This is a genomic window from Vibrio rhizosphaerae (assembly GCF_024347095.1).
Taxonomy (GTDB): Bacteria; Pseudomonadota; Gammaproteobacteria; order Enterobacterales; family Vibrionaceae; genus Vibrio; species Vibrio rhizosphaerae.
Genome location: NZ_AP024903.1, coordinates 1 through 13003, shown reverse-complemented (window position 1 = coordinate 13003; position 13003 = coordinate 1). Strand labels below are relative to the sequence as shown.

Annotated in this window: 10 protein-coding genes; 2 read left to right on the top strand and 8 right to left on the bottom strand. The window is 48.2% G+C overall.

Annotated elements, in window-relative coordinates; genetic code table 11:
• The first annotated feature begins 17 nt into the window (after nt 1–17).
• Both atzF and OCV37_RS00045 read left to right on the top strand, forming a co-directional pair.
• Nucleotides 18–1799 (top strand): allophanate hydrolase, encoded by a 1782-nt coding sequence (atzF, locus tag OCV37_RS00050; RefSeq protein WP_038180431.1) that lies wholly within the window; start codon nt 18–20, stop codon nt 1797–1799.
• A gap of 252 nt (nt 1800–2051) precedes the next feature.
• Nucleotides 2052–3305, top strand: a complete 1254-nt coding sequence (locus tag OCV37_RS00045; RefSeq protein ID WP_038180432.1) for a valine--pyruvate transaminase — start codon at nt 2052–2054, stop codon at nt 3303–3305.
• Nucleotides 3306–3371: 66 nt separating this feature from the next.
• Here OCV37_RS00045 and OCV37_RS00040 read toward each other — a convergent pair whose 3' ends face one another.
• The 8 genes from OCV37_RS00040 to dnaA all read right to left on the bottom strand — a co-directional run bounded on the left by OCV37_RS00040 (nt 3372) and on the right by dnaA (nt 13003).
• A complete protein-coding gene (locus OCV37_RS00040) occupies nt 3372–3875 on the bottom strand; it encodes a GNAT family N-acetyltransferase (protein WP_038180543.1) in 504 nt (167 codons plus the stop codon).
• Nucleotides 3876–4045: 170 nt separating this feature from the next.
• Nucleotides 4046–4642: a protein-methionine-sulfoxide reductase heme-binding subunit MsrQ gene (locus OCV37_RS00035; RefSeq protein ID WP_038180433.1), complete on the bottom strand. Its 597-nt coding sequence runs from the start codon at nt 4640–4642 to the stop codon at nt 4046–4048.
• 81 nt (nt 4643–4723) lie between these two features.
• The gene (gene msrP / locus OCV37_RS00030; RefSeq protein ID WP_038180434.1) at nt 4724–5725 is read right to left on the bottom strand and encodes a protein-methionine-sulfoxide reductase catalytic subunit MsrP; all 1002 of its coding nucleotides are present in this window, start codon (nt 5723–5725) and stop codon (nt 4724–4726) included.
• Nucleotides 5726–6040: 315 nt separating this feature from the next.
• Nucleotides 6041–6481 (bottom strand): Hsp20 family protein, encoded by a 441-nt coding sequence (locus OCV37_RS00025; protein WP_038180435.1) that lies wholly within the window; start codon nt 6479–6481, stop codon nt 6041–6043.
• Nucleotides 6482–6843: 362 nt separating this feature from the next.
• Nucleotides 6844–9258 carry a DNA topoisomerase (ATP-hydrolyzing) subunit B gene (gene gyrB, locus OCV37_RS00020; RefSeq protein ID WP_038180438.1) on the bottom strand — a complete coding sequence of 805 codons (2415 nt, stop codon included), beginning with the start codon at nt 9256–9258 and terminating at the stop codon, nt 6844–6846.
• Nucleotides 9259–9277: 19 nt separating this feature from the next.
• On the bottom strand, nt 9278–10357 hold the full coding sequence (recF, locus tag OCV37_RS00015; protein WP_038180441.1) for a DNA replication/repair protein RecF: 1080 nt from the start codon (nt 10355–10357) through the stop codon (nt 9278–9280).
• Between the two features lie 41 nt (nt 10358–10398).
• Nucleotides 10399–11499, bottom strand: coding sequence for a DNA polymerase III subunit beta (gene dnaN, locus OCV37_RS00010; protein ID WP_038180442.1), 1101 nt, complete (start codon nt 11497–11499; stop codon nt 10399–10401).
• Nucleotides 11500–11599: 100 nt separating this feature from the next.
• The gene (gene dnaA, locus OCV37_RS00005) at nt 11600–13003 is read right to left on the bottom strand and encodes a chromosomal replication initiator protein DnaA (protein ID WP_038180447.1); all 1404 of its coding nucleotides are present in this window, start codon (nt 13001–13003) and stop codon (nt 11600–11602) included.

Genomic DNA, 13003 nt, shown 5'->3' with positions numbered 1-13003 from the left:
TGTAAGGAAGCAAACCGATGACCACCCTCACGATGACACAATTACAGACGGCGTACCGCAGTGGAACGCTCTCAGTACGGCCCTTTTTACATCAACAACTGCAGTTGGCTCAGGCAGATACACATCACGCCTGGATCAGTACCATCACCGCCGAGCAGCTCGATCGATATCTGGATGCCCTGTCTGCCTATGATATCGACGAACTCCCCCTGTACGGCGTGCCTTTCGCCATCAAAGATAATATTGATCTGGCCGGACTGGCAACCACCGCCGGATGCGAAGCGTATCGCTACCATCCGGAACATTCGGCTTTTGTCGTCGAACGTCTGATTGCTGCCGGAGCAATTCCGTTGGGGAAAACCAATCTGGATCAGTTTGCAACCGGACTGGTCGGGACACGAAGTCCGTGGGGAGCCACCACCAACAGCTTCGATCCCGAATATATTTCCGGTGGCTCAAGTGCAGGCAGTGCAGTGGCGGTGGCCACCGGTCAGGTTCTGTTTGCATTGGGAACCGATACTGCGGGTTCAGGTCGGGTTCCCGCGGCTTTCAATAATATTTACGGGCTCAAACCGACCAAGGGTGTCCTCAGTTGCCGGGGAGTGGTCCCCGCCTGTCGCAGTCTCGATTGTGTGACCTTTTTTACCTGTCATGGTGAAGATCTGGCGTTCCTGTATCAGGTAGCTGCGAGCTATGATCATCAGGACAGCTATGCCCGCCCGGATATTCATCCGATTCATACCGTCCCGAAAACGACGTTTCAGGGATTACGTATCGGTATACCACAGCCGGATCAATTGAATTTTTTCGGGAATCAGGCATACCAGACCAGCTTTGAACAGGTGATCGAAAAATTGACAGCGCTGGGCGCAGAGTTGGTTCCGTTTGATTTATCACCGTTTCTTGCCGCAGCAAAACTGCTGTATCAGGGGCCGTGGGTTGCGGAACGTTATGCTGCCATTCAGGCGTTTTTTGACCAAGATGCCTCTCGCTGTCTGCCGGTGATCCAAACCATTATCGGTCAGGCTGAACAGTTATCAGCCGTGGATACTTTCCGCGGATTCTATCAGTTAAAAGATTATCAGGTGACTTGTGATGCTCTGCTGGACAATGTGGATGTGGTGCTCACACCGACAGCAGGCACAGCCTACACGATTGAAGCGGTCAATCAGGATCCGGTGACGCTGAACAGCAATCTGGGTTACTACACCAACTTCATGAACTTGCTCGATTACTGTGCGATTGCAATCCCCGGCGGATTCACCGAGACAGCCATGCCGTTTGGTTTTACCCTATTTGGCCCGGCATTCTCCGATCGGACACTGATGGATTTAGCTTGCGAATGGCAACAACAAATCCATTTACCTGTCGGAGCCAGTGGTCAGTATCTGCCTCAGACGTCTCATCTTGATCTGCTGGTCTGTGGCGCTCACATGCAGGGCTTACCGCTCAACCACCAACTCACCCGCGTGGGGGCAACTCTTAAACGACGCACTCATACCGCGGAAAACTACCGCTTATATGCACTGGCCGGCGATCCACCGCAACGTCCGGGTCTCGTCCGTCGTGAAACCGAAGGCACCAGAATTGAGGTTGAAATCTGGTCGGTGCCGGTTCAGGCAATCGGTGCCCTGCTCGCTCAGATTCCACATCCGCTCGGGCTGGGGACGGTTGAACTGGCCGACGGTGACTGGGTGAAAGGATTTATCTGTGAACCCATCGGCCTCAGCAATGCCACAGATATCAGTGACTTTGGCGGCTGGCGAGCCTATCTGAGTTCATCGTCAGTTCAGGGATAGCATCACCGAACGGTCACAACATGAGGTGTCAACAACCAGCCTGTCGAGAAACAGCGGCGACCCAGCGGAAACAAACAGGAGAGAAACAAAGAGGTAAGAGTTGCTTTTCAAGTAAAAATCATTACGGTTAACGCAAGTATCAGGGAGATTGTCAATTAACAATGCAATCGCTCCGACAGATGTCCCGGCGTTATCTCCGGTTATGAAAAGCAATTCTTTTCTATTACAAAAAACATATCAGGTAATTCAGTCATGCAGTTCTCTTCGTTTGGTGAAAAGTTTAACCGATACTCAGGTATCACTCAGCTCATGGATGATCTCAATACCGGTCTTCGGACCCCGGGTGCCGTCATGCTCGGTGGCGGCAACCCGGCAGCCATTCCCGCCATGCTCGACTATTTTCATCAGGCCAGTCAGTCACTGCTCGATAGCGGTGAACTCATTTCAGCGATGACGAACTATGACGGCCCTCAGGGCAAAAATACTTTCCTGAGTTCGCTGGCCGCTTTGTTCAAAGAAAACCTCGGTTGGAACATTACGGAAAAAAATATCAGCCTGACCAATGGCAGTCAGAGTAGCTTTTTCCACCTGTTCAATTTGCTGGCCGGAAAACAACCGGACGGTTCTCATAAGAAAATTTTGCTGCCGTTGGCACCGGAATATATTGGTTATGGGGATGCCGGGATCGATGAAGATATTTTTATCTCTTACCGCCCGGAAATCGAGATGCTTGACGGGGGGCTGTTTAAATACCATGTCGATTTCGAACAGCTGCAAGTAGATGATTCGATTGCCGCGATTTGCGCCTCCCGTCCGACCAATCCAACCGGTAATGTATTAACTGACGAAGAAATCCACAAACTGGATCAACTCGCACGCCAGCACAATATTCCACTGATTATCGATAATGCCTATGGCCTGCCGTTTCCCAATATCATTTTCGAACAAGTCACACCGTTCTGGAATGAAAACACCATCTTGTGTATGAGCCTGTCAAAACTCGGCTTACCGGGGGTTCGTTGCGGTATCGTGATTGCCAATGAAGCCATCACGCAGGCCATGAGTAATCTCAGCGGCATTATTAATCTTTCCCCCAGCAGTATCGGCCCGACAATTGCCAATCATATGATTGAACAGGGCGATTTATTGCGCCTCAGCGCAGAGGTGATTCAACCGTTCTACCGGCAGAAATCCCAACACGCGATTCAGCTGCTCCAACAGGCGATTCCGGATCCGCGTTTTCGCATCCACAAACCGGAAGGGGCGATTTTCCTCTGGCTATGGTTTGATGAACTGCCGATCACCACGATGGAACTCTATCAACGTCTCAAAGATCGGGGGGTGTTAATTATTCCCGGAGAGTATTTCTTTATCGGCCAGCAGGAAGAGTGGGACCATGGTCATCAGTGCTTGCGCATGAACTATGTCCAAGACGACGAGCAGATGCAAAAAGGGATTGCTATCATCGCGGAAGAAGTTGCAAAGGCTTATGGGGAACAAGCTTAATGAACCAAGGGGGAATGGTTTCCCCCTTCGATTCAACGCATCCATCCCTGTCGGTCAGGTAGACAATCATTCATCCGATGTGGTTTGCTGATAAACCTTCATCCCCCGGGACTGATAATTTGCCAGAGCATGTTCATGGTCGAGGGTACAGGTGTGAACCCAGACGCGTTGCGGGTGATCCCATCCCCATGCAGACTGGAGCGCATGAGTCAGCAGATAACCGCCAAAACCATGCCCGATAAAATCCGGAGCCAGTCCAAAATAAGCAATTTCAATATTTCCGTCCGCCTGCTGCTCGAGCTCATAATAACCGGCAATACTCCCCTGACTTAAAGCAAACCAAGTTCGCACCTGTGGTGATTCAGCGTATGCCTGCCACTCGTGGTCGGAAAGCGTCAGTTTATCCCGCCACTGCCACGGTTCACCAACAAGCTGATAGAGATAACGGTTAAAGCGGTAATTCTTCACTTGTACTTCAATCACCTCCACCCCTGCCGGCTTGGCTTTACCATTCAATTCAGCCAACGCATGCATTTCAAGATAGTAGGTGGTGATTTGCTGTTGTTTCATTCCGACTCCGGTGCTCAGATTATCTGCTGACCAGCTGATTGTATCAAAACACGCCAAGCATGTGACCGGTAAGAGGCGTATCACCAGACGGAGACAGCCTCTTGAACCGTTCAGGATAAAGGTTGAATGAGGCTTCATTCACAGGGACTGAGCGATGACGGTCAGCGAAGTCAACGGCGCAGGCGAGCATGATAAAAACGCCCGAGCAGTGGCAAACGAAAACTCAGTAACACCACGCCGATGACGCCATAAAATGCCGCTTCGTAATAACTGGAGCGAACCTGCCAGAACAGGTGAACCCATCCCAGAATCAATGCAAGATAGGCCAGACGGTGCAGTGTTTGCCATCGTCTTCCGAGCCGTTTCATCCAACCTTTGGTTGAGGTAATACCCAATACAATCAGAATCAGCAACGCTGGTGCGCCAACTAAAATATATGGCCGTTTCACCAGTTCCGAGGCAAATAAAGTCAGATTACCGCCGAGAATAAACTGATAGTAAGCCAGCAGATGCAACATCCCATAAAACAGCGCGAACAGTCCCAGCATTCGGCGGTGGGGCATCAGCCAACGCCATTTCAGATAACGGACCAATGGCGAAACCATTAAGGTAATCAGCAGAAAACGGAGTGTCCAAAGCCCGGTTTCCAGCACAATGGTTTTTGCCGGGTCCCCCCCTAAATTCTGCGTAAAAACACCCCAGACCAACAGAAACAACGGGGTACAGCCGAGCATAAAAATCACGATACGACGTAAAGTAACCGGCATCTATTTCTCCAGACTTAAGTGAACGACAGCCACTGAATCATTCCGGGTAGCATCAATCATCAATGCATTGGCCGTGATGAGTTAATAGTAACGGGCTAAATCCATTCCCTGATACAACGAGGCCACTTCGTCATAGCCATTAAATAATCGCGTCGGAATAATATTCGGGCTTAATAATCCTGAAGGTAAACGTCGCTCTTCTTTCTGGCTCCAGCGCGGGTGATCAACCTGTGGGTTGACGTTGGCATAGAATCCATATTCACGCGGTGCTAACTGGCTCCATGTTGTCGGCGGCTGTTTTTCCGTCAGCTCAATTTTGACGATGGATTTAATACTTTTAAATCCGTATTTCCACGGCACCACTAAGCGGAATGGGGCACCATTTTGATTGGGCAGCGTTTTACCATATAACCCCACGGCAATCATCGTCAATGGATGCATCGCCTCATCAATTCGCAACCCTTCGACATACGGCCAGTCAATCGAGCTAAACAAACTGTTCTGTCCCGGCATCTGCTCCGGGCGCTCTATCGTCGTAAACGCGACATATTTGGCTTTGCTGGTCGGTGCAAATCGTTTGAGTAATGTTGCTAAAGGAAATCCGATCCAAGGAATTACCATCGACCAGGCTTCCACACAGCGCAGACGGTAAATACGTTCTTCCAGCGAGATCCCTTTGAGGAGATCTTCTAAGTGATAGGTACCGGCTTTCGCCACTTCACCGCCAATTTCAACCTGCCACGGAAAGGGCTGAAACTCCCCGCTTTCATCAACCGGATCACTTTTCCCGTAACCAAATTCATAAAAGTTGTTGTACTGCGTGACATTTTTGTATGGCGTTAAAGGTTCATGAATGATTTGCTGATTTGCCTGCGCATCCTTGATCTGCTGTTTCAGCCATTGCGGTGCCATGGGCTGAAATTCTCCGGCCTCCTGACTGGGTTTCGCCAGAACATTCAGCGAAGGGAGCAGAACGCTGGCACCGAGAGCGAGCGACCCCTGCATAAACTTCCGGCGCGAACGATAAATGGCTTCCGGTGTCACATCAGCCTCGGTGAGCTGTGGTTTTTTCCTGATCAACATAAGCTATCCTTCCATGCTCTCATGAATACACTTTCATGAACGTTAGGTATATCGCCTGTTCCTGACTGTATCGTGAATGAGGATCGTCGCCAAGACCAATCGTGATCAATCGATAATGGCTCGACAGTCTTGCTGATCATTAGACGGATGAAATCCCAATTGATTACATCTCTCAGAATATTTTTTTGTGAAGTGTGACACGATGAGCCGGGCTGTTGTTTGTTCTCTCCCTGATGTGTGATCTAACGGAGGAATGATCAAAAAGAGCGCCCAAAGGCGCTCTTTCACAACTTTCCCTAACGGATAAACAAATGATTATTCTTTGCTTTCAATTAGGTTTTTACCGTTAATCGCAATTTTGCGTGGCTGCATCGCTTCAGGAATCTCACGCTCTAAATCAACATGCAGCAGGCCATTTTCCATGGTGGCACCAACGACTTTGACATAATCAGCCAACTGGAACTTACGTTCGAAGTTTCGCTCTGCAATGCCTTGGTAGATATAGGTTTTCTCATCTTCAGGTTTGCGCTCACCTTGTACAATCAGGGTATTTTCCTGTTGGGTGATCTCAAGATCCTGCTCAGCAAATCCAGCGACAGCCATCGTAATCCGATACTGATTTTCGCCTTTTTGCTCAATATTGTATGGGGGATATCCTGATGAGCCATTTTTTGCGTTGGCTGTTTCCATTAAATTAAACAGACGATCAAAGCCAATGGCATTCCGGTATAAAGGTGTGAAATCGACAGTTCTCATATATCTATCCTCTCTATGAAGCAATAGTTTCATGAATTTGATTGTGTCCGACTTTCTGTTCAGATGACCCAGAGAGTGAACATTTTTTCTTTGGTTAACTCACCTTCTCACCAGAGCAAGGCGGTCTTCCGCTTCAGAGGCCCGATTGGCATCCTCTTCACTCACAGATATATGGTCGTTCAAATTCGGTTCAAGGGGATTGCAATAATTTTTTTAAAAATTTTTGCGATTGAGTATGTACGATGTCATTCACGGACTGATATCCAGAGTGATAAAGCACAGATAAAAAAACAGCCACCGGACGGTGGCTGCTGTTCCATGAAAGTATCGGATATAAGACGGATCGTTATACGAAAAACCGACTACACATCCAAGTTGGCAACTTTCAGCGCGTTGTCCTCGATGAAAGCACGACGCGGTTCAACTTGATCGCCCATCAGCGTGGTAAACAGCTCATCGGCACCGACTGCATCATCAATGGTGACTTGCATCATGCGGCGGGTTTCGGGATCCATGGTGGTTTCCCACAACTGATCCGGGTTCATTTCTCCCAGACCTTTGTAGCGTTGTACCGCCAGACCACGGCGAGACTCTTTCACCAACCATTGAATGGCTTCGGCAAAGCTGCTCACCAACTGAGTTCTCTCACCCCGCTGGATATAAGCACCGTCTTCAATCAGCCCGTTCAGCTCTTCTGATAAAGAGGCCAGTGAACCGTACTCTTTCGAATTCAACAGATCGACACTCAGCATATATTCGTAAGTCACGCCATGAGTACGAACCGTGACTTTCGGTGAATAAATCCCGGTCTCTTGGTTCTGTTCAATCTTATAGCTGTACTGACTTGCGCCGACTTCTTTGGCATTGAGCTGCTCGATTAACTGCTTGCTCCACGCCTCAACTTTATCGTGCTCACCGCAATCAGCTTCTGTCAGGCGAGGCATATAAATAAACTCACCAACCAAAGCATATGGATAACGACGGCTCATTCGTTCAATCAGCTTCATCGCAGCATTATAACGCTGCACCAATCCTTCCAGTGCGCCACCAGACAGTGCCGGTGCATCCGGGTTCACGTGGAATGAAGCACCATCTAACGCCAGTGAAATCTGGTACTGGGTCATGGCATCTTCATCTTTAATATATTGCTCTTGTTTGCCTTTTTTGACTTTATACAATGGCGGTTGCGCAATATAGACATATCCACGCTCAATCAACTCTGGCATTTGACGATAGAAAAAGGTCAACAACAGAGTACGGATGTGCGAACCATCGACGTCCGCATCGGTCATGATGATGATATTGTGATAACGCAGTTTGTCCGGGTTATATTCATCACGGCCAATCCCACAACCTAATGCAGTGATCAGCGTGGCAACTTCCTGAGAAGACAACATTTTATCAAAGCGGGCTTTTTCAACGTTCAGGATCTTACCTTTCAACGGCAAAATAGCCTGATTTTTCCGGTTTCGGCCTTGTTTGGCAGAGCCACCAGCCGAGTCACCCTCCACAATATAGAGTTCAGAAAGGGCCGGGTCTTTTTCCTGACAGTCCGCCAGTTTGCCCGGCAGACCGGCGAGATCCAATGCCCCTTTACGACGCGTCATTTCTCTTGCTTTACGAGCCGCTTCACGAGCACGAGCTGCATCGATAATTTTCGAACAAACGATTTTCGCTTCATTCGGGTTTTCAATCAGAAACTCAGATAATTTCTCACCCATCGCGGTTTCTACCGCAGATTTCACTTCAGAAGAAACCAGTTTGTCTTTGGTCTGACTGGAGAACTTCGGATCCGGTACTTTCACCGAGATCACTGCCGTCAAACCTTCACGCGCATCATCACCGGATGTCGCGGTTTTCTCTTTCTTGCTGAAACCTTCCTTATCCATGAACGAGTTCAACGTCCGGGTCAGTGCCGCCCGGAAACCCGCCATGTGTGTTCCGCCATCACGCTGAGGAATGTTATTGGTAAAGCAGAAAATACTTTCCTGAAAACTGTCATTCCACTGCATCGCGACTTCAACGGTAATACCGTCTTCGCGCTCTTGGTTAAAGTGAAATACTCGTTCATGGATCGGGGTTTTATTGCGGTTCAGGTGCGAAACGAATGCCCGAATCCCCCCTTCGTACATAAAGTGATCTTGCTTGCTGTCACGCTCATCGATCAGCTTGATCGATACACCGGAGTTAAGAAAAGACAGTTCACGCAGACGCTTGGCAAGAATCTCGTAATGGAATTCGGTATTGGTAAAGGTTTCATTACTTGGCCAGAAGCGAACCATCGTGCCCGATTTTTCGGTATCACCCACCACAGCCAGTGGCGCCTGAGGAACCCCATGACGATAGGTCTGAGAATGAATATGGCCATTTCGATGAATCGTCAGAACAACCTTTTCAGACAGTGCGTTTACAACCGAAATCCCCACACCATGCAAACCACCGGAAACTTTGTATGAGTTATCATCAAACTTCCCGCCGGCGTGCAGCACGGTCATGATCACTTCTGCTGCAGAAACGTTTTCTTCCTCATGAAGCTCCGTCGGAATCCCCCGGCCGTCATCACTGACTGAAACGGAATTATCTTCATGAATTGTCACGATGATGTCTTTACAGTAACCCGCTAACGCTTCATCAATTGAGTTATCTACCACCTCAAAGACCATGTGGTGCAGACCCGTACCATCATCCGTGTCGCCGATGTACATCCCCGGACGTTTTCTGACAGCGTCCAGACCTTTCAGTACTTTAATACTCGATGAATCGTAATTATTCGACATGAGTTACTCTCTTTATTTTTTATCCTTGCTCTATCCGGCCTTGTTCCACATGGAACAATTTGCTGTCTGACATACACATGTCATCCACCTGATCCCGGGTAATAGAGCTTACAAAAACTTGCGCTCCGGTCGCTTTTAAACAGTCCGCCAGCCTTTTACGGCGCTCGCTGTCCAGCTCGGAAGCAAAATCATCAATGAGATAAATACATTGTTTACCCGTTAAGGATGTTAAGTGCTGTCCTTGTGCCACCCGCAGGGCACAAACCATCAGCTTAAGCTGACCACGCGACAGAACATCTTCAACCGGTGTACCGTTTACTTTTATTCTTAAATCCGCTTTGTTCGGCCCACTGAACGTGTAACCCAACATTTTATCGCGTTCAAAATTTCGTTCGAGAAGCGCTTGATATAACGTCTCTTTTTCCCAGCCACGATAGTATTGTAACTGGATTTCAAATTCCGGTAAAAATGACTGACACAATGCTTCTGCCACTGGTTTGATTTGCGCCACATAATCGGCACGCCATGCATCAATTTGTTCAGCCAGATGCGATAACTCTGCATCCCAGTATTTCAATTCCCGGTAGTCCAGAGCTGTCTTAAGTAACGCATTGCGTTGCTTGTTCAGACGCCGAAAACGTCCCCATGCCTCAAAAAAAGCAGGCACAGAATGAAACACACCCCAGTCAAGAAATGCCCGGCGCTGTTTCGGCCCATCCGTCAGCAGCTCAAACCCTTCCGGATGAATCAATTGCAGCGGTAAGACCTGTGCGAGATGAGCCAGCTTTTGTCCGGACTGGCCGCCTATTTTAACCTCAACCGAGCCATCGCGCTGCTTATTAATGCCAATCGGTATCTCAATTTGGTCGGGGTTCAAAAAACGGCCATGGACAAACAGCTCCTGACACTCATTCTGGATCACTCGGCCGGTTAAACTACTTTTAAACGAACGACCGTGACCGAGCATGTAAATCGCTTCAAGGACACTGGTTTTGCCACTTCCGTTGGCCCCGATAAGAAAGTTAAAGCCTGATGATAATGACATATCACAGGCTTTGATATTCCTAAATTGCTGAATCATTAAACGCGAAAGTGGCATACTTCATTTATCACTCGGATGCATTGATGGTCTGCTCAGACTTATAACCGGATCGGCATCACGACGTACATCGCGCTATCGTCTTCAACATTTTCGATCAATGCACTGGCATTCGAGTCTGACATCGAGATACGGACATTATCGCACTTCAAGGTATTGAGCACATCCAATACATAGCTCACATTAAAGCCAATTTCGATGGGTTCCCCTTCAAAATGCACATCCAGCAATTCTTCGGCTTCTTCCTGCTCCGGGTTATTCGCCGTAATCCGCATATCACTGCCATCAATATTCAGGCGGACACCACGGAATTTTTCATTCGATAAAATCGCGGCACGAGAAAACGCGTGACGCAGGACATCACAAGCAGCCACCAGCGTTTTATTGGTACTCTGAGGCAACACCCGACGATAATCGGGAAAACGACCATCGATCAATTTTGAGGTAAAGATAAACTGATTCACTTCAACACGGATGTTGGCGCTACCGATTTGCACAATAACCGGTTGGTCCGGCATATCAAGCAGCTTGACCAGTTCAAGGACCCCTTTGCGTGGCACGATAATTTGTTGTGCTGCTAATGGTTCAGGTAATGCGACTTGGGCAACAGCCATCCGGTGACCGTCGGTTGCCACGGAACGTAATGTTGTTTCTTCAATATCGAACAGCATCCCGTTGAGATAATAGCGAACATCCTGATTGGCCATCGAGAATTGTGTTTTTTCGATCAATCCACGCAAGTCTGCCTGCGACAAAGTGAGTGATAACTCACTCTGCCAGTCTTCAATATTGGGAAAATCTTTTGCAGGTAGCGTTGCCAGAGAAAAACGGCTACGACCAGAGCGAATCTGTAATCGATCACTGTCCAATGTCACAGAGATGACGGCATCATCGGGCAGTCCGCGACAAATATCGAGCAGTTTTCGGGCAGGGACAGTGACTCGTCCCGTCTCCACATCACCTTCCAGAGCTATTTTACCCACCAATTCAACTTCCAGATCAGTGGCTGTCAGCATGAGGGTATCACCTTCAACCGCCAACAACAGATTACCGAGGATCGGCAATGTTGTCCGTCCACCAACCGTTCCGGAAACTTGCTGAAGCGGTTTAATCAAATGGCTACGTTCAATGGTAAATTTCATAGTTCGCTCTTTATTATATGGCCCCACCGAATCGAATCAGGGGGTCTCAACCAACACCGTGATGTTTGTTCTGTATGACGCTATTCATGCGCTATAGACATTAAGAAGAGAGCGTCCGTATCAAATTGGAATAATCTTCCTTGATATCGTGACTTTCTTCTCTTAGCTGCTCGATTTTACGACAAGCATGCAGCACTGTCGTATGGTCACGTCCGCCAAAAGCATCGCCGATTTCGGGTAAGCTGTGGTTAGTCAACTCCTTGGCCAAAGCCATAGCTAGTTGACGAGGCCGGGCAACCGAACGAGAACGACGCTTTGACAGCAAATCAGCCACTTTGATTTTATAATACTCAGCGACAGTTTTCTGGATATTATCAATCGTGACCAATTTTTCCTGTAAAGCTAATAAATCACGTAATGCTTCACGGACAAAATCAATTGTAATTGGCCGACCGGTAAAGTTGGCATTGGCGATCACGCGGTTCAGCGCGCCTTCCAGCTCACGGACATTCGAACGTAGTCGTTTCGCAATAAAGAAAGCAACCTCATCGGCCAGATGAATCTGGTGATCTTCGGCTTTCTTCATCAAAATGGCGACTCGTGTTTCCAGCTCAGGGGGTTCAATGGCAACCGTCAAGCCCCAGCCAAAACGGGATTTAAGACGATCTTCCACACCGTGGATCTCTTTCGGATAACGGTCAGAAGTCAGAATGATTTGTTGGTTCCCTTCAAGCAATGCATTGAAGGTATGGAAAAACTCTTCTTGGGAGCGTTCTTTGTTGGCAAAAAACTGAATATCATCGATCAAAAGTGCATCGACACTCCGATAGTAGCGTTTGAACTCTTCGATAGCATTGTTTTGCAGTGCTTTGACCATATCCTGCACAAATCGCTCTGAATGCATATAAACCACTTTTGCCTGTGGATTATGATCAACAATGGCATTACCAACTGCATGTAACAGGTGCGTTTTACCTAAACCGGTCCCGCCATATAAAAAGAGGGGGTTATAAGCTGCACCGGGATTATCGGCCACTTGTTTTGCCGCTGCGAGACCAAGCTGGTTCGATTTACCTTCAACAAAGTTATTAAACTTATGCTTCGGGTTCATATTAGAACGGTAGTTAATTTCGATAGGTGCCGAATCATCATCCCAAGTTTTATGGACCGGCTTTCTGGCTTGTAACCGGGCAGGTGCAGAAGACTCCGCCGCAACATCAGCCGGTGTACGTACAGGCGCACGCTTTTGCTCAGCAACCGGACGGTTGCCAATTTCAAAACGTAAACTTGGAATATCACTCCCACAATACTCGTTGAGAAGGCGATTGATACTATTGAGATACTTATCCCGGACCCAATCAAGCACAAAACGGTTTGGGGCAAATAAAGTGAGAGTATTGTCATTGAGCTCGGCTTGCAGCGGTCGAACCCACATGCTGAATTCTGTCGCAGGAAGCTCTTCCTGAAGCTGTTGCAAACATTGCAACCAAAGAGAAGATGACAC